This is a genomic window from Pseudomonas sp. 30_B (assembly GCF_017491605.1).
GTDB lineage: Bacteria > Pseudomonadota > Gammaproteobacteria > Pseudomonadales > Pseudomonadaceae > Pseudomonas.
Map to the genome: position 1 here is coordinate 25,127 of NZ_JAFGYY010000032.1, position 21,040 is coordinate 46,166.

General features: G+C 65.8%; 22 protein-coding genes. 1 reads left to right on the plus strand and 21 read right to left on the minus strand.

Going from position 1 to position 21,040, the window contains the following annotated elements:
• Positions 1-7: 7 nt before the first annotated feature.
• The 21 genes from J5M67_RS24745 to J5M67_RS24845 form a co-directional block, all read right to left on the minus strand.
• Complete coding sequence (locus J5M67_RS24745) at positions 8-2,224, minus strand: chemotaxis protein CheA (protein ID WP_207888071.1); 2,217 nt, start codon at positions 2,222-2,224, stop codon at positions 8-10.
• Positions 2,225-2,256: 32 nt separating this feature from the next.
• Positions 2,257-3,039 carry a protein phosphatase CheZ gene (locus J5M67_RS24750; RefSeq protein ID WP_207888072.1) on the minus strand — a complete coding sequence of 261 codons (783 nt, stop codon included), beginning with the start codon at positions 3,037-3,039 and terminating at the stop codon, positions 2,257-2,259.
• A 19-nt stretch (positions 3,040-3,058) separates the two neighbouring features.
• A complete protein-coding gene (locus J5M67_RS24755) occupies positions 3,059-3,433 on the minus strand; it encodes a chemotaxis response regulator CheY (protein ID WP_085988857.1) in 375 nt (124 codons plus the stop codon).
• Positions 3,434-3,609: 176 nt separating this feature from the next.
• Positions 3,610-4,359, minus strand: a complete 750-nt coding sequence (gene fliA, locus J5M67_RS24760; protein WP_207888073.1) for an RNA polymerase sigma factor FliA — start codon at positions 4,357-4,359, stop codon at positions 3,610-3,612.
• Positions 4,356-5,186: a flagellar synthesis regulator FleN gene (gene fleN, locus J5M67_RS24765; RefSeq protein WP_015476555.1), complete on the minus strand. Its 831-nt coding sequence runs from the start codon at positions 5,184-5,186 to the stop codon at positions 4,356-4,358. Before fleN ends, fliA begins: the two co-directional genes overlap by 4 nt.
• Before the next feature lie 168 nt (positions 5,187-5,354).
• The gene (gene flhF, locus J5M67_RS24770) at positions 5,355-6,665 is read right to left on the minus strand and encodes a flagellar biosynthesis protein FlhF (protein WP_207888074.1); all 1,311 of its coding nucleotides are present in this window, start codon (positions 6,663-6,665) and stop codon (positions 5,355-5,357) included.
• 15 nt (positions 6,666-6,680) lie between these two features.
• The gene (flhA, locus tag J5M67_RS24775; RefSeq protein ID WP_207888075.1) at positions 6,681-8,804 is read right to left on the minus strand and encodes a flagellar biosynthesis protein FlhA; all 2,124 of its coding nucleotides are present in this window, start codon (positions 8,802-8,804) and stop codon (positions 6,681-6,683) included.
• Between the two features lie 267 nt (positions 8,805-9,071).
• Positions 9,072-10,340, minus strand: coding sequence for a YgcG family protein (locus tag J5M67_RS24780; protein ID WP_207888076.1), 1,269 nt, complete (start codon positions 10,338-10,340; stop codon positions 9,072-9,074).
• The gene (locus J5M67_RS24785) at positions 10,340-10,771 is read right to left on the minus strand and encodes a hypothetical protein (protein ID WP_207888077.1); all 432 of its coding nucleotides are present in this window, start codon (positions 10,769-10,771) and stop codon (positions 10,340-10,342) included. The genes J5M67_RS24780 and J5M67_RS24785 overlap by 1 nt, the downstream gene beginning before the upstream one ends.
• Positions 10,772-10,836: 65 nt before the next feature.
• Positions 10,837-11,973 (minus strand): flagellar biosynthesis protein FlhB, encoded by a 1,137-nt coding sequence (flhB, locus tag J5M67_RS24790; protein ID WP_207888078.1) that lies wholly within the window; start codon positions 11,971-11,973, stop codon positions 10,837-10,839.
• 6 nt (positions 11,974-11,979) lie between these two features.
• Positions 11,980-12,756: a flagellar biosynthetic protein FliR gene (gene fliR, locus J5M67_RS24795; RefSeq protein ID WP_207888079.1), complete on the minus strand. Its 777-nt coding sequence runs from the start codon at positions 12,754-12,756 to the stop codon at positions 11,980-11,982.
• Positions 12,756-13,025 carry a flagellar biosynthesis protein FliQ gene (gene fliQ / locus J5M67_RS24800; protein ID WP_152222009.1) on the minus strand — a complete coding sequence of 90 codons (270 nt, stop codon included), beginning with the start codon at positions 13,023-13,025 and terminating at the stop codon, positions 12,756-12,758. The genes fliR and fliQ overlap by 1 nt, the downstream gene beginning before the upstream one ends.
• Before the next feature lie 106 nt (positions 13,026-13,131).
• Positions 13,132-13,860 (minus strand): flagellar type III secretion system pore protein FliP, encoded by a 729-nt coding sequence (fliP, locus tag J5M67_RS24805; protein WP_243434871.1) that lies wholly within the window; start codon positions 13,858-13,860, stop codon positions 13,132-13,134.
• 59 nt (positions 13,861-13,919) lie between these two features.
• Positions 13,920-14,396 carry a flagellar biosynthetic protein FliO gene (gene fliO, locus J5M67_RS24810; protein WP_207888081.1) on the minus strand — a complete coding sequence of 159 codons (477 nt, stop codon included), beginning with the start codon at positions 14,394-14,396 and terminating at the stop codon, positions 13,920-13,922.
• Position 14,397: 1 nt separating this feature from the next.
• Complete coding sequence (fliN, locus tag J5M67_RS24815) at positions 14,398-14,868, minus strand: flagellar motor switch protein FliN (protein ID WP_207888082.1); 471 nt, start codon at positions 14,866-14,868, stop codon at positions 14,398-14,400.
• A gap of 15 nt (positions 14,869-14,883) precedes the next feature.
• Positions 14,884-15,855, minus strand: coding sequence for a flagellar motor switch protein FliM (gene fliM, locus J5M67_RS24820; protein ID WP_207888083.1), 972 nt, complete (start codon positions 15,853-15,855; stop codon positions 14,884-14,886).
• 9 nt (positions 15,856-15,864) lie between these two features.
• Complete coding sequence (gene fliL, locus J5M67_RS24825) at positions 15,865-16,386, minus strand: flagellar basal body-associated protein FliL (protein WP_207888084.1); 522 nt, start codon at positions 16,384-16,386, stop codon at positions 15,865-15,867.
• 350 nt (positions 16,387-16,736) lie between these two features.
• Complete coding sequence (locus J5M67_RS24830) at positions 16,737-18,035, minus strand: flagellar hook-length control protein FliK (RefSeq protein ID WP_207888085.1); 1,299 nt, start codon at positions 18,033-18,035, stop codon at positions 16,737-16,739.
• Positions 18,036-18,121: 86 nt separating this feature from the next.
• Positions 18,122-18,463, minus strand: a complete 342-nt coding sequence (locus tag J5M67_RS24835) for an Hpt domain-containing protein (RefSeq protein WP_207888086.1) — start codon at positions 18,461-18,463, stop codon at positions 18,122-18,124.
• A gap of 56 nt (positions 18,464-18,519) precedes the next feature.
• Positions 18,520-20,235: a fused response regulator/phosphatase gene (locus J5M67_RS24840; RefSeq protein ID WP_207888089.1), complete on the minus strand. Its 1,716-nt coding sequence runs from the start codon at positions 20,233-20,235 to the stop codon at positions 18,520-18,522.
• A 5-nt stretch (positions 20,236-20,240) separates the two neighbouring features.
• Positions 20,241-20,546, minus strand: coding sequence for an STAS domain-containing protein (locus J5M67_RS24845; RefSeq protein ID WP_207888087.1), 306 nt, complete (start codon positions 20,544-20,546; stop codon positions 20,241-20,243).
• A gap of 234 nt (positions 20,547-20,780) precedes the next feature.
• Between J5M67_RS24845 and J5M67_RS24850 the strand changes: the two genes are divergently transcribed.
• Positions 20,781-21,040: TorF family putative porin (locus J5M67_RS24850; protein ID WP_243434865.1), on the plus strand; the 260-nt coding region annotated here is incomplete at its 3' end.

Genomic DNA, 21,040 nt, shown 5'->3' on the forward strand with positions numbered 1-21,040 from the left:
GCAAGAATCAGATACGCCGCGCGTAGCGCTTGAGCATGCTCGGCACATCGAGGATCAGGGCGATGCGCCCGTCACCGGTGATGGTCGCCCCGGCCATGCCCGGCGTGCCCTGCAGCATCTTGCCCAGCGGCTTGATGACCACCTCTTCCTGGCCCACCAGCTGGTCGACCACGAAGCCGATGCGCTGGGTGCCCACGGAGAGGATCACCACGTGGCCCTCGCCCTGCTCTTCGTACTGTGCGCCCGGCACCAGCCAGCGCTTGAGGTAGAACAGCGGCAGGGCCTTGTCGCGGACGATCACCACTTCCTGACCATCGACCACGTTGGTGTTCGACAGGTCGAGGTGGAAGATCTCGTTGACGTTGACCAGCGGGAAGGCGAAGGCCTGGTTGCCCAGCATCACCATCAGGGTCGGCATGATCGCCAGGGTCAGCGGGACCTTGATGACGATCTTCGAGCCCTGCCCCTTGGTCGAGTAGATGTTGATGATGCCGTTGAGCTGGGAAATCTTGGTCTTCACCACGTCCATGCCGACGCCGCGGCCGGAGACGTCGGAAATCTCGGTCTTGGTCGAGAAGCCCGGGGCGAAGATCAGGTTGTAGCACTCGGACTCGGTCAGTCGGTCGGCCGCGTCCTTGTCCAGCAGGCCCTTCTCCACCGCCTTGGCGCGCAGCACGTCCGGGTCCATGCCCTTGCCGTCGTCGGAGATCGACAGCAGGATGTGGTCGCCTTCCTGCTCGGCGGACAGCACCACCCGGCCGGAGCGCGCCTTGCCGGCGGCTTCGCGCTCGTCCGGACCTTCGATGCCATGGTCCACCGCATTGCGCACCAGGTGCACCAGCGGATCGGCCAGGGCCTCGACCAGGTTCTTGTCCAGGTCGGTCTCTTCGCCGATCAGCTCCAGGTTGATCTCTTTCTTCAGGTTGCGCGCCAGGTCGCGGACCTGCCGCGGGAAGCGGCCGAAGACTTTCTTGATCGGCTGCATGCGGGTCTTCATGACCGCCGACTGCAGGTCGGCGGTGACCACGTCGAGGTTCGACACGGCCTTGGCCATCGCCTCGTCGCCGCTGTTGGCCCCCAGGCGCACCAGGCGGTTACGCACCAGCACCAGTTCGCCAACCATGTTCATGATTTCGTCGAGGCGCGCGGTGTCCACGCGCACCGTGGTTTCCGCCTCGTTCGCCGGCTTCTCGGCGGCGGCACGCGGCGCCTCGGCGGGCTTGGCGACCGCCTTGGCCGCAGCGGGTGCCGCGGCAGCCTTGGCCGGCTGCGGCGCGGCGGCCGGTTTGGCAACGGGCTTGGCGGCAGCGACCGGCTCTTCCTTCGCGCCGGTGAACTGGCCCTTGCCGTGCAGCTCGTCGAGCAGCTTCTCGAATTCGTCGTCGGTGATGTTGTCGTCGCCACCGGCAGCGGGTGCCTCGGCGGCTTTCTCGGTCTTTTCCACAGGGGCGGCGGCCACCGGCTCGTCCTTCGCGCCGGTGAACTGGCCCTTGCCATGCAACTGATCGAGCAGCGCTTCGAACTCGTCGTCGGTGATGTCGTCACCCGAGCTGGCGGCCGGTGCGGCTTCGCTCGCGGCAGGCGCGGCGCTGGCGGGCGGCTGGGCCCCAGCGAACTGGCCCTTGCCGTGCAGCTGGTCGAGCAGCGCCTCGAATTCGTCGTCGGTGATGTCGTCGCCACCCGCGCCAATCGGTGCGGCCGGAGCGTCGGCGGTCGGTTCGAGGGCATCCATCAGTTGCTCGAACTCGGCATCGGTGATGTCGCCGTAGGCGGCGGGAGCTTCCGCGACCGGCTCGGACTCGACGGCTTGCGGTGCTTCGGCCGGCTCGCTGCCACCCGGCTCGGCGAGGCGCGACAGCGCGGCCAGCAGCTCGGGAGTCGCCGGGGTCGGCTCTTCGGCATCGCGCACCTGCTGGAACATCACGTTGACGGTATCCAGCGCCTGCAGCATCACGTCCATCAGCTCGGCATCTACGCGGCGTTCGCCCTTGCGCAGCATGTCGAACACGTTCTCGGCGATGTGGCAGCACTCCACCAACGCGTTGAGCTGGAGGAAGCCCGCCCCACCCTTGACGGTGTGGAACCCACGGAAAATCGCATTGAGCAGGTCCATGTCTTCCGGGCGGCTTTCCAGCTCGACCAGTTGCTCGGACAGTAGCTCGAGAATCTCGCCGGCCTCCACCAGGAAGTCCTGGAGGATTTCGTCATCGGCGTCGAAGCTCATTCGGATGCTCCCTCTACAGCGTCAGGCGACGCTTAAAAACCAAGGCTGGACAACAGGTCGTCGACATCGTCCTGACCGGATACGACGTCCTTTCTTGTATCGGCAGCGATTTGCGGACCTTCACCCTTGGACGATCTTTCTTTTTCGACGGCCTCGCTCATGCCCTGGTAGTCATGCTCGATGCCCGCGTAGCGGTCCACCTGGCCGGCCATCCAGACCAGCTTGACCAGGTTCGACTCGACCTCGGTGACCAGCTTGGTGACGCGCTTGATCACCTGCCCGGTGAGGTCCTGGAAGTCCTGCGCCAGAAGAATGTCGTTGAGGTGCGCGGACAATTTGCGGCTGTCCTGGGCGCTGATGTAGAGGAATTGCTCGACGCGCTTGGCCAGCTCGCGGAAGGCCTCCGGCCCCAGCTCGCGGCGCATGAAGCGCGCCCAGTCTTCCTGCAGCTCCTTGGCCTGGGTCTCGATGTGCATGACCACCGGGGTGCACTCTTCCACCAGGTCCATGGTGCGGTTGGCCGCCTTCTCGGTCATCTTCACCACGTAGGAGAGACGATCGGTGGCGTCGGCGATCTGCGACATCTCCTCGGCGTGGCGGGAGTTGGGGTCGATCTGGAAGTTGACGATGGCATTGTGCAGCTCGCGGGTGAGCTTGCCGACCTCCTGGTAAAGCCCGCGATCGCGCGTCTGGTTGAGCTCGGAGATCAGCTGCACGGCGGTCTGGACTTCGCCGCGTTCGAGGCAGTCGACCAATTCGCGCGCGTGTTTTTTCAGGGTCGACTCGAAGTCACCCGCGGATTCGTTGAGATCCATGACGCCCTCTCTGTCAGCCTCAGCTGCCGACCCGCTCGAAAATCTTCTCGATCTTTTCTTTCAGCACCTGAGCGGTGAAAGGCTTGACCACATAGCCGTTGACCCCGGCCTGGGCCGCTTCGATGATCTGGTCGCGCTTGGCCTCGGCGGTGACCATCAGCACCGGCAGGTGCTTCAGGCGCTCGTCGGCACGCACCGCGCGCAGCAGGTCGATGCCGGTCATGCCGGGCATGTTCCAGTCGGTGACGAGGAAGTCGAAGTTGCCGCTGTGCAGCATCGGCAGCGCAGTGGTGCCGTCGTCGGCCTCTGCGGTGTTGGTGAACCCCAGGTCACGCAGGAGGTTCTTGATGATGCGCCTCATCGTGGAGAAGTCGTCCACGATGAGAATTTTCATATTCTTGTCCAAACCGACCTCCATCGATACCAGGCACGTCCTGGCGGGCGTGCCGTCAATTCATTGAGCGGCGTGCGCTCATCCCGTGTGGGCGGCGTCAAAGGGACGTCGCCCGAAAGAATTCTGAAATCTAAATCTGAAGCCTACGAAAAAGCCGACGCGAAACTACCCGAACCTCAGTGTGCGCGCCACTCCGCCAGACGTGCCCGCAGGCGCGCAGCGCACTGGCTGTGCAGCTGGCTGACCCGGGACTCGCTGACGCCCAGCACTTCGCCGATCTCCTTGAGGTTGAGTTCCTCGTCGTAGTACAGCGCCAGCACCAGCCGCTCACGCTCGGGCAGCTTGGTAATGGCATCGGCCAGCGCCGCCTGGAAGCGTTCGTCTTCCAGCCCGTGGGAGGGCTCGCTGCCCTGGTGCGAAGCGTCTTCGGCCAGACCGCCGCCCTGCTCGCCGTCCTGCAGTAGATCGTCGAAGCTGTACAGGCGGCTGCCCTGGGTGTCGCTCAGGATGCCGTAATACTCTTCGAGACTCATATTGAGTTCGGCAGCAACTTCCTGATCTTTAGCGTCACGACCGGTTCTGGCCTCGACGGCGCGGATGGCGTCGCTGACCATGCGGGAATTGCGGTGCACCGAACGCGGGGCCCAATCACCCTTGCGCACTTCGTCGAGCATGGCGCCACGGATGCGGATGCCGGCGTAGGTCTCGAAGCTCGCGCCCTTGCCGGCATCGTATTTCTTCGCCGCTTCCAGCAGGCCGATCATGCCGGCCTGCATCAGATCCTCCACCTGCACGCTGGCCGGCAGGCGGCCCAGCAGGTGGTAGGCAATACGCTTGACCAGCGGCGCGTACCGCTGGATCAGTTGGTCCTGGGAGTTCTGCGCCTGCGCCTTGCTGTACATACGCGCTCCGGAGGCCGTCATCATACGGCCGAACCCGTGGTCGGATGCTGCACCAGGCGCTCGACGAAGAACTCCAGGTGCCCACGCGGGTTGGCCGGCAGCGGCCAGCTGTCGACTTTCTGCGCTATCGCACGGAAGGCCAGGGAAGCCTTGCTGCGCGGGAACGCCTCATACACCGAACGCTGCTTCTGCACCGCCTTGCGGACCGACTCATCGTACGGAATGGCGCCGACGTACTGCAGCGCCACATCGAGGAAGCGGTCGGTGACCTTGGTCAGCTTGGCGAACAGGTTGCGGCCCTCCTGGGGGCTGTGGGCCATGTTCGCCAGCACACGGAAACGGGTCATGCCGTAGTCGCGGTTGAGCAGCTTGATCAAAGCGTAGGCGTCAGTGATGGAAGTGGGTTCATCGCAAACGACCAGCAGCACTTCCTGGGCGGCGCGAACGAAGCTCACCACCGAGTCGCCGATGCCGGCGGCGGTGTCCACGACCAGCACGTCGATGTTGTCGCTGATGTCGCTGAAGGCCTGGATCAGACCGGCGTGCTGCATCGGCGTGAGGTGCACCATGCTCTGCGTACCGGAAGCCGCCGGGACGATGCGCACGCCGCCGGGCCCCTGGAGGATCACGTCGCGCAGATCGCACTCGCCTTCGATCACATCGGCCAGCGTACGCTTGGGCGTCAGGCCCAGCAGCACGTCGACGTTGGCCAGGCCCAGGTCGGCGTCCAGCAGCATGACGCGGCGGCCGAGGTCGGCCAGCGCCAGCGACAGGTTCACCGACACGTTGGTCTTGCCAACACCACCCTTGCCACCGGTGACTGCGATTACCTGTACAGGATGCATGCCCATATCAATACCTTGTCTCGTCAATCAGCCGCCGCGCCCCCTGGCGCTGCGGCCTTGCCGGCTGCGGTGCTCTACCGCTTCCGGCGTTCGCGGATCGTCTCCCAGAGCATCCGCCTTGCCGGGCGACCCACCTGGCCGCCCGTCACCCCACCATGGGGCCGTTCAATTCGTTCAGCTGGCGCGACGCACCGGCTGCTGGTACAGGCCGGCGAACAGGTCGGCCATGGCCTCCTCGCTCGGCTCTTCCGGTGCCTGCAGGCTCACCGCGCGGCTGACCAGCTGGTGGCTGCGCGCAATCTGCAGATCATCCGGAATCTTCGGACCGTCCGCCAGATAGGCTACCGGGAGACGCTGGCCAATTGCCAGAGCGAGCGCCTCACCGAGGCTGCCGGCTTCGTCCAGTTTGGTCAGGATGCATCCGGCCAGTCCACAGGAACGATAGTTCTGCCAGGCGGCCTTGAGCACCTGGCTCTGGCTGGTCGCGGCCAGCACCAGGTAGTTCTTCACATTCAGGCTCTGCGCGGCCAGGGCTTCGAGCTGCATGCGCAGCGCCGGATCGTTGGCCGGCAGGCCAGCGGTATCGATCAGCACCAGGCGCTTGCGCGCCAGCGGGGCCATGGCCTGGATCAGCGACTGGCCGGGATCGACCAGGGTCACCGGCACGTTGAGGATGCGGCCGAGAGTCTTGATCTGCTCCTGGGCGCCGATGCGGAAGCTGTCCATGGACACCAGGGCGATGCTCTGCGCGCCGTATTTCAGTACGTAGCGGGCGGCGAGCTTGGCCAGGGTGGTGGTCTTGCCCATGCCGGCCGGGCCGACCAGCGCAACCACTCCCCCCTCTTCCAGCAGATCGGTTTCCGGCGTGTTGATGGAGCGCGCCAGGTGCGCCAGCAGCATGCGCCAGGCCTGTTTCGGCTCGGCGATGGAGGCGACCTTTTCCAGCAGGCTGCGCGACAGGTCCGCCGGCAGGCCCATGCGCTGCAGGCGACGCCACAGGTTGGCCTGCTTCGGACGCTGGGTCTGCAGCTGGTTCCAGGCGATGGAGCCCAGCTGCACTTCGATCAGTTCACGCAGGCCGTTGAGCTCGAAGCGCATGGCCTCCAGCGCCTGCTGGCCGACGTTGGCGGCGGCCGGCGCAACCGGGGCGGCCATGGCTTCGGCCAGCGCTTCGGCGCCGCTGCGGCGCGGGGCCTGCGCGTCGTACATTTGACGGTCCTTGCGCACGGCCTCGCTCATGCGGGTCGGCTCGCTCAGCTCGGCCTTGGCCTGGGCGATGCGCGCCTGGGTCTTGCGCAGCTCGGCTTCCAGCGCCGGGTTCGGCTTGCTGGCCGCCGCCGGGGCCTGGTAGTCCAGCGCCGCGGTCAGTTCCACGCCGCCGGCGACACGGCGATTGCCGATGATCGCGGCGTCCGGGCCCAGCTCGTCACGGACCAGTTTCATGGCCTGACGCATATCGGCGGCGAAGAAGCGTTTTACCTGCATGGCCTGCGACCTCAATCAGTTCTGCCCAACGGTGGCGACGATCGTCACTTGTTTGTTGTCCGGGATTTCCTGGTAAGCCAGCACGTGCATGGTGGGGACCGCCATCCGCGCGAATCGGGACATCATCGCGCGAACGGGACCGGCCACCAGCAGGATCGCCGGCTTGCCGAGCATTTCCTGGCGCTGCGCCGCCTCGACCATCGAGCGTTGCAGCTTTTCCGCCATTCCGGGTTCCAGCAACATGCCGTCTTCGGAGCCCTGTCCGGCCTTCTGCAGACTGTTCAGCAATATCTGTTCCAACCTGGGTTCCAGAGTGATCACAGGCAGCTCCGGCTCTAGTCCCACAATGGTTTGCACGATTGCGCGGGAGAGCGCGACGCGAACCGCCGCCACCATGGCGGCGGGATCTTGACTCTTGGCGGCAACGTTGGCGATGGCCTCGGCAATGGTGCGGATGTCGCGCACCGGTACCTGCTCCTGCAGAAGCGCCTGCAGCACCTTGAGCAGGGTCGACAGGGAGATCATCCCCGGCACCAGTTCTTCCGCGAGCTTGGGCGAGGTCTTGGCCAGCAGCTGCATCAGTTGCTGGACTTCCTCGTGGCCGAGCAGTTCGTGGGCGTGCTTGTGCAGGACCTGGTTGAGGTGGGTGGCGACCACGGTGCTGGCGTCCACCACGGTGTAGCCCAGGGACTGCGCCTGGTCGCGCTGAGACGGCTCGATCCACACCGCCTCCAGCCCGAAGGCCGGGTCCTTGCCGGCGATGCCGTTCAGGGTGCCGAACACCTGGCCGGGGTTGATCGCCAGTTCGCGATCCGGGTAGATCTCGGCTTCCGCCACGCTGACGCCCATCAGCGTCAAACGATAGGCGTTAGGCAGCAGGTCGAGGTTGTCGCGGATGTGCACCGACGGCATCAGGAAGCCCAGGTCCTGGGACAGCTTCTTGCGCACGCCCTTGATCCGCGCCAGCAGCTGGCCACCCTGGTTGCGGTCCACCAGCGGGATCAGGCGATAGCCGACTTCCAGGCCGACCATGTCCACCGGGGTCACGTCATCCCAACCCAACTCCTTGGTTTCCTGGGCGCGCTGGGCCGGCAGCAGCTCCTGCTGGCGCTGGGTTTCCTGCTCGGCCTGCTGCGCCGCCTGACGCTGGCGCTGCCAGATCAGATACGCGCCGCCGGCGGCCAGACCACCCAGGCCGACGAAGGAAATGTGCGGCATGCCCGGCACCAGGCCCATGGCGATCAGAATCGCGGCGGAGATGGCCAGCGCCTTGGGCGAGGCGAACATCTGGCGGTTGACCTGCTGGCCCATGTCCTCGGCGCTGGACACGCGGGTCACCATGATCGCCGCGGCGGTGGACAGCAGCAGCGATGGCAGCTGCGCCACCAGGCCGTCGCCGATGGTCAGCAGGGCATAGACCTTGCCGGCATCGCCGAAGCTCATCGAGTGCTGGAGCATGCCGATGGCGACGCCACCGATGAGGTTGATGAAGAGGATCAAGAGGCCCGCAACGGCGTCGCCGCGGACGAACTTGCTGGCACCGTCCATGGAGCCGTAGAAGTCGGCTTCCTGGGCGACTTCTGCCCGGCGCTTCTTGGCCTCCGCCTGCTCGATCAGACCGGCGTTGAGGTCGGCGTCGATGGCCATCTGCTTGCCGGGCATGGCGTCGAGGGTGAAACGTGCGCTCACTTCGGAGATACGCCCGGCGCCCTTGGTGACCACCACGAAGTTGATGATCATGAGGATCGCGAAGACCACGATACCGACCACGTAGTTGCCGCCGATCACCACCTCGCCGAAGGCCTGGATCACCTTGCCCGCGGCGGCGTGGCCGTCATGGCCGTGGAGCAGCACCACGCGGGTGGAGGCGACGTTCAGCGCCAGGCGCAGCAGGGTGGCGACCAGCAGGATGGTCGGGAACACCGCGAAGTCCAGCGGCCGCAGCGCGTACACGCAGACCAGCAGGACCACGATGGACAGGGCGATGTTGAAGGTGAACAGCACGTCCAGCAGGAACGGCGGGATCGGCAGAGTCATCATGCCCAGCATGGCCAGCAGCAGGAGCGGCACGCCGAGATTGCCCCGGCCCAGGCCCACCAGATTGCTGCGAACGTTGCTGATCAGTTGCGTGCGGTCCACCCTTGACTCCCCTGCCCTGCGACGGGCCTTGCGCCCGCCGGATCAAACTTTTGACGCCCAAGCGGGCGTTTGCAGGGGATTTAGCAGGAAGCGTTCCAACTTTTTCGAAACACCGGAAATAGCCGCTCCAGAGCAGCCCGTAGGGCGTACAACCGTTCGCGGTTGTACGCCGATTCACCACGTTTTCCGACGACGCCCAGGTCGAACCCGGAGCGCCTTGGAACCAAGGCCAACCGGCGTATAACGCGGAGCGTTATACGCCCTACCTCACCAACTCCCGGAAGCGCCGCCCCCGCCGCTGGAGCCGCCGCCACCGGAATAGCTGCCGCTGCCACCGGAAGACGAACTGCCGCCACCACTGGAACCGGAGCCCGAACTGGCCGCCCAACCACGAGTGAAGGCGAGCAGCAGCGGGAAGTAGATCATCGGCAGCAGCGCCAGCGAATCCGGAAACTCGCCGAGACGTTCGACGATGCCGGTGACCGTCATGAGGAACACGCAGATGCCCGAGGCCAGCACCAGTCGAACGAAGAACTCCAGCCGGCTGCGCTTCCAGGCGGCGCGGGCGAGGACGAACGGCAGGCAGAGCAATGCCAGCCCCAGGGCCAGCGCGATGGGGCCACCCAGGCCGTAGAGCAGCACCTCGGCGCCGTACCGGCTGGCCGCCACCGACAGCGCCACGATGTAGCCAACGACGGCGCCGACGGTCCAGGCAGACTTGCGCGACCCCGCCGCCAGGGCGCCGAGCGCCCCGCCCAGCACCATGCTGAAGGACACGGCCATGAAGAACAGCGGCACAGTCCTGAAGCCTGCGCCGAACGCCAGCAGCACCATCAGCCCCACCGACACGCCGACGACCCTGCGGGTGACGAACAGGTTGCGGCGCAACGCTACGCCCGCCACGGCACCACAGAGCATGGCGATCAGCAGCAACCAGCCCTCACGAGTCAGGCCACCGCCCTGCGCCTGCTCGGGCAAGACTTCTCCGTCGATCAGCCGCTCCAGTACATTCACGGCGTTTTCGATGCCACCGGCAAAGTCGCCCTGGCGAAACGCCGGGACCATCTCATCACGAATGATGCGGCCAGCCGTGACGTCTGGAATGGCTCCCTCCAGCCCGTAACCGACCTCGATGCGCATCGCCCTGTCGTCCTTGGCCACCAGAACCAGCACGCCGTCGTCCACGCCCTGCCGCCCCAGACGCCACTGTTCGAACACCCGCGTGGCGTATTGCTCGATGCTTTCCTCGCCGGTACTGGGCAGCATCAGGATGGCAATCTGCGAGCCCTTGCGCTGCTGCAGGGCGAGCAGGCGTTGCCGCATCGCGGCGATCCAGTCGCTGTCGAGAGTGCCGGTAAGGTCGGTGACTGGGTTTTCCAGTCGGGGCACAGGGATGGACGATGGAACTTCCGCCTGCACTGCGTCGGCGACATCCACCGTAATCGCGGATTCATCCGGCTGTGCCGCAACGACCAGCGCGATGGGCGAACACAACAGAATGAACAGGCAGACGGCGCAGCGAACCCACTGGCGCATTAGGCCGCCACCCGACGGCGCCCGCGCAGGGCCTGGAGGATGCCCATGGACAGCTTCGGGTCGTGCACCTGGCCGCGCCTGGCGCGAAACGCGGTGAACCCCAGGCTGATGGCGCCATAGACCACCGCCAGTATCGAGACAAGCCCTCTGAGCACTCGATTGATCAGCGATAGCAGCTCGATCCCGCCATCACGCGCCACCACGTCCAGACTGGCAATCACCGCACCGGCCGCCAGGGCGAGAAGCAGCAGCGAAAGGAACAGATCCAGCACCCGCAGGAGTACTTCGCGAGTCAACGCAGGCGCCTTGTGACGAACCAGCAGGTAAGCGATCAGCAGCAGCGGCAGGGCCCAGTAGGTGGACCAGGCCAACACAGCGGCGGCAACGGGAACGAGAGCGGCGATGCGCCGGTCCTTGAGCGTGCTTTCCATGGCTTTCCTCAATGCCTCCTGGCAGGGGTGGGAGCCCGAATGCTAGTACAGCACAGCCGCCCCGGTCACTCGTCCCGCCGCAGATCCGGCGGAATCGGCAGGTCCGGCATCGGGCCCGGGCGCTTGCCCTTGCCGGCGCGGAACTGCTTGAGCTGGTAGACGTAGGCCAGTACCTGGGCGACGGCGAGGTAGAGGCCGGCGGGAATCTCGTGGTCCAGTTCGGTGGAGTAGTACACCGCCCGCGCCAGCGCCGGCGACTCCAGCACCGTGACCTTGTGCTCCTGGGCCACCTCGCGGATCTTCAGCGCCATGAAGTCGTTGCCCTTGGCCAGCAGCTTTGGCGCACCGGTTGCGCCCGGGTCGTACTTGAGGGCGACGGCGAAGTGCGTCGGGTTGGTGATCACCACGTCGGCGTCCGGCACCGCTTGCATCATCCGCCGGTTGGCCATCTCGCGCTGCATCTGGCGGACCTTGGCCTTGACCTCCGGCTTGCCCTCGGAGTCCTTGTACTCGTCGCGCACTTCCTGCTTGGTCATCATCAGCTTCTGGCGGTTGTCCCAGAGCTGGTAGGGCACGTCCACGGCAGCGATCAGCATCAGGCTGCAGGCCAGCCAGAAGGCGCTCCAGCCGACCACTTTGGCGCAGTGCACCAGGGCCTGTTCGGTGGGTTCGTGGGCCATCGCCAGCAGGTCGTCCTTGTCCGACTGCAACACCAGGATCGCCACGGCGAGCACCACGGTGAACTTGATCAGCGCCTTGAACAGCTCCAATAGGGACTTGGCCGAGAACATCCGCTTCAGTCCTTCCAGCGGGTTCAGGCGGCTGAACTTGGGCGCCAGCGCCTCGCTGGAGAACAGCCAGCCACCCAGCGCGATCGGCCCCAGCAGGGCCGCCGCCAGCAGCAGCGCGAGGATCGGCCAGAGCCCTTCGCCGGCGATCTGCGCGGCGCTGGCCAGCAGCCTGAGCATGTTGTCGCTGTTCATCACCGTCTCGCGGGACAGCTCGAAGCTACCGCGCATCAGGCGCATCAGCGCATCCGCCAGGCCCGCGCCGTAGATCAGCAGGCCGCCGGCGCCGGCGACGAGCACGGCGAGGGTGTTCAGCTCCCGCGAACGCGGCAGCTGGCCTTTCTCGCGCGCCTCCCGGCGCCGTTTCTCTGTGGGTTCCTCTGTCTTGTCCTGACCGCTCTCGCTCTCAGCCATCGCCGGCTACCTCGCTCGAACCAGGTCACGGAGCAGTTGCAGGCCTTCGCTGGCGAGGGACTGGTACTGCGACAGAATATCGGCGCTGCCGATCCAGACGATGATGAAGCCCATGATCAGGGTCAGCGGGAAGCCGATGGAGAAGATGTTCAGTTGCGGCGCGGCGCGGGTCATGGCGCCGAACGCCAGGTTGACCACCAGCAGCGCGGTGACCGCCGGCAGCGCCAGCAGCAGCCCCGCTCCAATCACCCAGCCGAGCTTGCCGGCGACGGTGATCAGGTGGTTGCCCGACAGCCCCTCGCCCACCGGCAGGGTGACGAAGCTCTCGGCCAGCACCTCGAACACCACCAGATGGCCGTTCATGGCCAGGAACAGCAGGGTCACCAGCAGGGTGAAGAACTGCCCGAGCACAGGCACCGAGATGCCATTGGTGGGGTCGACCATGGAGGCGAAGCCCAGGCCCATCTGCATGGAGATGATCTGCCCGGCGATGACGAAGGCGTGGAACATCAGCTGCAGGGTGAAGCCGAGCATGGCGCCGATGAGAATCTGCTCGCCGATCAGCAGCATGGCCTTCACGCTCAGCGCGTCCACCTGCGGCATGGGCGGCAGGTTGGGCACCAGCACCACGGCGATCGCCAGGGCCAGGTAGAGGCGCACGCGGGTCGGCACCAGCTGGGTGCCGAAGATCGGCATCACCATCAGCAGCGCGGCGATGCGGAACAGCGGGAACAGGAAGGCCCCGACCCAGCCGCCGATCTGCGCGTTGGTGAGCTCCAGCATCAGCCGATCAGCGTCGGGATGCTGCTGATCAGCGTCTGGGTGTACTCCATCAGCTGCCGTATCAGCCAGGGGCCCAGCACGATCAGGGTGAGCAGCACCACCAGCAGGCGCGGCAGGAAGCTCAGGGTCTGCTCGTTGATCTGGGTGGCGGCCTGGAACATCGCCACCACCAGGCCCACCAGCAGACTGGGCAGGATCAGGATGGCGACGATCATCGCCGTCAGCCAGAGCGCTTCGCGGAACAGGTCTACGGCAACTTCGGGGGTCATGATTGCTCCTCGTGTTCGGCAGCCTGTAGGAGCGAGCTTGCTCGCGAAGCTCTTGTGTTGCTGCGGTTCGCGAGCAAGCTCGCTCCTACAAGGGCGGCGGGCATCGCTACACGGTCCCGAAACTGCCGGCGAGCGTGCCGATGATCAGCGCCCAGCCGTCCACCAGCACGAACAGCATGATCTTGAACGGCAGCGAGATGATCAGCGGCGACAGCATCATCATGCCCATCGCCATCAGTACACTGGACACCACCAGGTCGATGATCAGGAACGGGATAAAGATCATGAAGCCGATCTGGAACGCCGTCTTCAACTCCGAGGTGACGAACGCCGGGACCAGGATAGTCAGGGGCGTGGCGTCGGCGCTCTGGATATCGGTGCGCTTGGACAGGCGCACGAACAGCTCCAGGTCCGACTGCCGGGTCTGCGCCAGCATGAAGGCCTTCAGCGGCACCTCGGCGCGGCTGATCGCCTCCTGCGCCGGAATCTGCTCGTTGAGGTAGGGCTGCAGCGCGTTGGCGTTGATCTTGTCGAACACCGGCGCCATGACGAACAGCGTCAGGAACAGCGCCAGGCCGATCAGCACCTGGTTCGACGGCGTGCTCTGCAGGCCCAGCGCCTGGCGCAGGATGGAGAAGACGATGATGATCCGGGTGAAGCTGGTCATCAGCATGACGAACGCCGGGATGAAGCTCAGCGCCGTCATGATCAGCAGGATCTGCAGGCTGACCGAGTACTCCTGCTGACCCTGCGCGTTGGTGGTCACGGTGATCGCCGAGATCTGCGTCGGATCGGCGGCGAAGGCCTGCGGCACGACAATCGCGAGCAGAGCCAGCAGCCACGGCGCGATGCGCTTGAGCGCGCCGGGCAGCGCGGAAAGGTTCGGTGAACGGGTCACTGCGGGCGGCCCTTGTCCTTGTTCAGCAACTCCAGCAGGCGCTGGGCGAATTCCGGCTGCGCCGGCTCCGATTCGGTGGCATGCACCGGCTGGCGCAGGACGTGCAGCGGGGTGATGCGGCCGGGAGTCAGGCCGAGCAGGATCTGCTCCTCGCCCACCTGCACCAGCACCAGACGGTCGCGCGGGCCGAGCGCCTGGCTGGACACCAGGCGGATCGCCTGGTTGCTGCGCGGGCCGACCTGCTGCACGCGGCGCACCAGCCAGGCGAGCAGGAAGATCAGGCCGACCACCAGCACCAGGCCCAGCAGCAGTTGCAGCAACTGCGCGCCGGCGCTGCCGGTGATCATGCTCGGTGCGGAGCTGGCGTGGACGATGGCCGGCGTCGACACCGGCGCCGTGCCTTCCTCGCCGAACGCCAGCACGGACAGCCCCGCCAGTGGCAGGACGCTGAGGATCGCGGAGAGGCGGGCCATGTCAGCGCAGCTTCTTGATGCGTTCGCTGGGGCTGATCACGTCGGTGAGGCGGATGCCGAACTTCTCGTTCACCACCACCACTTCGCCGTGGGCGATCAGGGTGCCGTTGACCAGCACGTCCAGCGGCTCGCCGGCCAGGCGATCGAGTTCGATCACCGAGCCCTGGTTGAGCTGCAGCAGGTTGCGGATATTGATGTCGGTGTTGCCGACCTCCATGGAAATGGTCACCGGGATATCCAGGATCACGTCCAGGTTCGGCCCTTCCAGGCCGGCGATGGTCGGCGCCTTGGGCGCCATGCCGAACTCTTCCATCGGTGCGCGCGGCGCGGCCGGTGCCACCGGAGTGGCGCCGCCCTGGGCCATCAGCGCGTCGATGTCGTCCTGGTTGGCGTCGCCCGCCTCGGAGAGGGCGGCAGCCCACTCATCGGCCAGGGCCTGTTCTTCGGGAGTTACGTTGTCTTCGTCTGCCATGGTGGGTCCTCTTGCTCAGCGCGGGCGCTCGAGCGGATCGAGAATCTGCAAGGCCAGGTTGCCCTTGTGCGAACCCAGCTTGACCTTGAAGGAAGGCACGCCGTTGGCGCGCATGATCATGTGTTCGGGCAGCTCCACCGGGATCACGTCGCCCGGCTGCATGTGCAGGATGTCCCGCAGCTTGAGCTGGCGGCGCACGACGGTGGCGCCGACCGGCACCTGGACGTCGAGGATGTCCTCGCGCAGGGCGTTTATCCAGCGCTCGTCCTGGTCGTCCACGTCGGATTGGAAGCCGGCATCGAGCATCTCGCGGATCGGCTCGATCATCGAATACGGCAGGGTGATGTGCAGGTCGCCACCGCCGCCATCGAGCTCGATGTGGAAGGTGGAGACCACCACCACTTCGCTGGGGCTGACGATGTTGGCCATCGCCGGGTTCACCTCGGAGTTCACGTACTCGAAGGCGATCGGCATCACCGCATGCCAGGCCTCGGCGAGGTCGACGAAGGCCTGCTCGATGACCATGCGCACCACCCGCAGCTCGGTGGGGGTGAACTCGCGGCCTTCGATCTTGGCGTGACGGCCATCGCCGCCGAAGAAGTTGTCCACCAGCTTGAACACCAGCTTGGCGTCGAGGATGAACAGCGCGGTGCCGCGCAGCGGCTTCATCTTCACCAGGTTGAGGCTGGTGGGTACGTACAGCGAGTGCACGTACTCGCCGAACTTCATCACCTGCACGCCGCCCACTGCGACATCCGCCGAGCGGCGCAGCAGGTTGAACATGCTGATGCGGGTGTAACGGGCGAAACGCTCGTTGATCATCTCCAGGGTCGGCATGCGGCCCCGGACGATGCGGTCCTGGCTGGTCAGGTCGTAGGACTTGATCGCCCCCGGCTCGACGTCGGACTCGGTTTCCACGAGGCCGTCGTCGACGCCGTGCAACAGCGCGTCGATCTCGTCCTGGGAAAGTAGATCCTGCATGGCCATGGCGGGTACCTACTGCAATACGAAGTTGGTGAAAAGCACTTGTTCTACGGTCAACTGACCGGTGGCCTTCTTCGCCAGTTCCTGAAGGCTGGAGGTCGCCTGCTGGCGCAGCATCTCCTTGCCCACCGGGGTCACCAGCGAATCGAAATTCTGGCTGGAGAACAGCATCACCAGTTGGTTACGCACCAGCGGCATCTGCTCGCGCAGCGCATCCATCTGCGCCTGGTCGCGACCCATCAGCGCCACCGCTACCTGAAGATAACGCTGGCGGCCGTTCTGATTGAAGTTGACGACGAAGGACGGTGCGAGGATTTCGTAGATCGCCTGTTTCTTGCCCGGCGCCGCGCCTTCCTCGGCTTTCGCCTCGGCCTCGGCGGGCTTGGCGTGCTTGCTGAGGAAGAACCAGGTACCGCCGACCGACAGCCCCACCGCCAGCAGGAATGCCAGGGCGATGAGAATGATGAGTTTCAGCTTGCCCTTGCCGGGGGCCTGTCCATCAGGGAAGGGAGGCGTCTGATCTTTCTTGGCCATGCCAAATATCCGTCACTTTTCCGGCGCGATGCGCAGATACCGGGGGAGGAGCAAGGGCTGTGCCAGTTTGCAATTGTCTGACTGGCGCCGCCGCGGATATTACAGGCTGGACGGCGGATGTCACGGGGCGGGGAGAGAAATTTCCGAGGCTTAGGAATTAGCCGCGGACTTTGACGGCGGCTCGCGGGCAGCGGCCAAGTCGCAATTCTGTAGGAGCGAGCTTGCTCGCGAACAGATTTCCCCGGCCACACCGGTGCCGGGCGGTTCGCGAGCAAGCTCGCTCCTACAAGAACGTCGCCCGGAAAACGACCAAGGTGCCAGCGCGATCAGCCAGGACGCCCGAGCCGCTATCAGGCGTAATAGTCCACCAGGCCCCTGCCCTGCGCCGCCATCTGCGGGCGGATCTCGGAGACCCCGCCGATCATCGGCTCGTCCTCCCCGCCTTCGGAACGACCGGCACGCCGCGAACCACCGCGATCATCACCGCCCTGCTGCTGCCAGCCGCGGGCGGACTGGTCGGAAACGTTGACGTCGAGCTGCCCCATGCCCTGTTGGCTGAACATCTCGCGCAGGCGGTGCTGCTGGCTGTCCAGCGCTTCGCGCACGTTGGCGTTGGCGCTAACGAAGTTCACCTGGGTCTGGTCGGCGCTCATGTGGATGCGCACTTCCAGTCGACCAAGCTCGGCCGGGTCCATCTGGATTTCGGCGGACTTCAGGTTCTGCGCGGACATCCACATCACCCGGTCCACCACCTGGTCGGTCCAGCCGTTCTGCTGCACCGACACCGGCTGCCCTGGCACCAGCGGGTTTACCGGACGGTTGGTCATGGCCTGCGGCGTGTTGAGCGCCTGGGTCAGCGACTCCAGCCGCGCGGCGAAGGACTCGGTGCGCGGCGCCTCGGGCTTGGCCTCGACCTGAAGTTCCGGCAACTGCTGGCTCAGGTCCGTGCTGGCCTGCACGACGCCTTCGACCAGCTTGCCCTCGGCAGTCTTGGCTGGCGCATCCGGGCCCAGCGCCGAGAGCATCGCCGAAAGGTCGGCCTTGGCATTGCCTTCCACCGGCTTATCGCCGGCCTTGGCCGCCACGTCACCGGCCACCTGCGTCTGCTGGACCTGCTGCGCCTGGTCCTGGGCACCCTGGCCGAAAGCCATGACCACGCCCGGCAGCGCGTTGAGCTTTTCCAGGTCGCCGTCGGTGCTGGCTACGGTCTTCTCGCCAACGCCACTGCTGATCACCAGCGGCGGCGCCTCGGTAGCCGGGGCAGGCATCTGGCCGGTCATGCCCAGCATCAGCAGGGGGTCGAGGGTAGCCTCAGGCTTCTCCTCGCCTTCCGCCACCTTGACCTCGCCATCGGCCGGCAAGGCTTTGCCGTCTTCGGCAACCACTGGCTTGTCAGCGGCAGCGGCGTCCTTGGAATCGCTGGCCTCGGCGTCCTTGTCGGAAGCGTCCCTGGCCTTCTCGGCCTTGGGCTTGGCCGCCTTGTCCGGGCGCTCGCTGGACGCCGGACGCTGCTCCTGCGCGTACACGTCGGCGAAGCTGGAACCCTTGTCACCCGTGGCGTCGGGCGAATTCTGCGCAGGCTTGGAGAGCGCCGCCTTGGGCCTGGGATCAGGCGTAGGCGTCAATAAAATATCCGGGGCGACAGCCATCGGAGTTCTCCGTTGATGTGAATATCCATCACGGAGATAGCAAGGGGCGGGCCAAGTCGCCTTTCAAGCTGATCTGGCGCAGACGGTCAGCCGCGGCCGGGCTGCAACAAGGTGCGGACGAGGGTGAATTCGCGCTCGACTTTGGTGATCAGCCCTTGAGCGGTCTCCAGGTCGTTGTGCCGGGCGGCCTCTTCGAGCTGCTTGCACAGGCCGCTCAGCACGGCGGCGCCCATGTTCCCGCAGCTGCCCTTGAAGCTGTGTGCGGCATGGCGCAACGCGTTGCCGTCGGCGGCGGTGAAGGCCGCGCGAATGCTGCTCAGGCGCTCCTCGGAATCGCTCAGAAAGGTCTCCACCAGCAATGGATACTCGTCTTCCATGATTTCCAGCAGATTGCGCTGCACGGCGTCATCGAGATGCGGCACGGACATTCGGCACTCCCGGTAGGACTGCTCGCCACGGGGCTGGATGGCGAGCGAAGGCCGGATTATGCCTGAGCCGACCAGAAGAACTCCACGGAGACCGATTTGCCATCAGCCGACCACTGGCAGCGGTCGGCCAGCTGCCGCACCAGCGCCAGGCCACGGCCGCAGAGGCTGCCGGCGGCGCGCTGGGAGGCCAGTACCGCGCCAACGTCGAAGCCGTCGCCGCTGTCCTCCACCCGCACCAGCAGGCGCCCGCCCTCGCCATGGGGCGCGAGGTCGAGATGGAAGCGCACGAAACCGTCGCGCAGCGTATCCAGGCGCTGGCTGCGCTGCTGGTAGTAGCGGGCGAAACCGGCAGCATCGCATTTGAGCGAGGAATCCAGGCCCATCACGCCGTGTTCCAGGGCGTTGGAATACAGCTCGGCGAGCACGGTGTAGAGCGCGCCGCCCTTGGGCCGCAGGTCCTGCACTTCCATCAGCAGTTGCAGCAGGAACGGCAGCGGATTGAAGTGCCGCAGGGTCGGCGCGCGGAATTCGAAGCTGGCGGACCAGTCCAGCGGGCTGCTCAGGCCGTTGTCGGAAAACGCCAGCGGCGGCCGCTGCAAGGCATGTTCCGGCACCAGCACGACTTCCAGCATGCTGACGTCGTCCTGCGCCTCGCCACGGAACCGCGCGAGCGCCGACTGGATGACATCGAACAGACGCGACGACTCCGGCTCGCCTTCGTAGACCTCGCGCAGGCGCTGTTCGCCGAACATCTCGCCGGCGGCGTTGCGCGCCTCGGTCACGCCATCGGAGAAGAGGAACACGCGGTCGCCCTCCTCCATCGCGTAGACCTCGTAGTGCTCGTTGAACGAGGCCGCATCGAGGATGCCCAGCGGCAAGTGGCGCGACACCAGCGGCAACGCCTCGCGCTTGTCGTGGCGCAGCAGGTAGCCAGTGGGCAATCCGCCGTTCCAGACCTCCACCAAGCCGCGCTGGAAGCTCAGGTTGAGCATCGCCGCGCAGCAGAACACGCCCACGGGCAGGATGCGTTTGAGCTTGGCGTTCATTTCGCGAAGGATGTCCGCCATGGGGTAGCCCTTGGCGGTCATGCCGTAGAACACCTCCGCCAGCGGCATGGCGCCGATGGCCGCCGGCAGGCCGTGCCCGGTGAAGTCGCCGAGCAGAATGTGCATCCCGCCGGAGGGCTTGAACGCCGCCAGCAGCAGGTCGCCGTTGAACAGTGCGAAGGGCGATTGCAGGTAGCGGATGTTCGCCGCGTTGAGGCAGCCGGAGTGTGCCACCTTGTCGAACACCGCCTTGGCCACCCGCTGCTCGTTGAGCAGGTGCTCGTTATGCCGGGCGATCAGGTCGCGCTGCTCCAGCACCATCCGCTGCAGGTGGTGCAGGCGCCCCATGGCGCGGATCTTGGCTTCGAGGATGACCCGGTTGTAGGGCTTGGAAACAAAGTCGTCGCCGCCCGCCTCCAGGCTCTGCACCAGCGCCTCGGGCTCGCTCAGGGAGGTGAGGAAGATGATCGGCACCAGCTCTTCGCCCGCCTGCCGGCGAATCCTGCGCGCCGCCTCGAAGCCATCCATCACCGGCATCAATGCGTCCATCAGCACCAGCTGCGGGCGCTCCTGGGCGAACTGCGCCAGGGCCTCCAGGCCATTGGCTGCGGTGATCACCCGATGCCCCTGGCGGCTGACGAGGGTGGACAGCAGCAGGCGGTCGGCGGCGTTGTCGTCGGCGATCAGGACCGTGAGGTAATCAGCCATGGCCGCTCTCGGATGCAGGACAGTCAGCTGATGGTGAACAGCTGCTCGAAATTGGAGATGGCGAGAATCTTGCGCACATCGGCGTTGCAGTGTTCCAGGCGGATCTGCGCGTTCTCGCCGCCGGCGTGGTCGCGCAGCAGGAGCAGCATGCCCAGTGCCGAGCTATCGAGGTAGGTGGCGCCCTTGAGGTCGACCACATAGCGCTTGGGCGTGGTATCGACGCGCTCGTAGGCGTCGCGGAATTCCTGGTGCGCACCGAAATCGAAACGGCCCTGGACCACGATGGTCAGTTCCTGCCCGTCAGCGGAGGGAACGGAAGTGATGGCCATGGGATTCTCCTTATCGGTGATGGCACGCGCGAGCTTTCAGATGTAGCAGCAACTCATGACAGCAGCAACCTCGGCGGCTATCGGAACGCCATCAACGGGCCACGTCGAATTTCCGCCAAATGGACCACCGGGCCCCAATGGCTTGGCAAATGCCGTTACCCTTTTGCGGTGCGATACACCGGCCAAGGCTCGCCCGAGGCCTGCGCCGGGCCGCACCAGGCATGGAGAGGGAGCATGTACAAGTCCATTCTCGTCGTGGCCTGCGCTGTCTGCGTGGTGTCGTGCACGAATGCCCAGGTGACGCAGCGCGAGCTGGGCGATTTCGAGCTGAAACTCGCCCACTCGCCTACCCGCAGCATGGCCCAGGGCCTGGTGCGCCCCGGCCAGGCGAACAGCGCCCTGGGTGGCGTGGACGTCAGCCACGCCACCGGTTGGTACGTCGGCAGCTGGACCTCGAACCTGGAGCAGGAAAAACCGTTGGAAGTCGACACCTA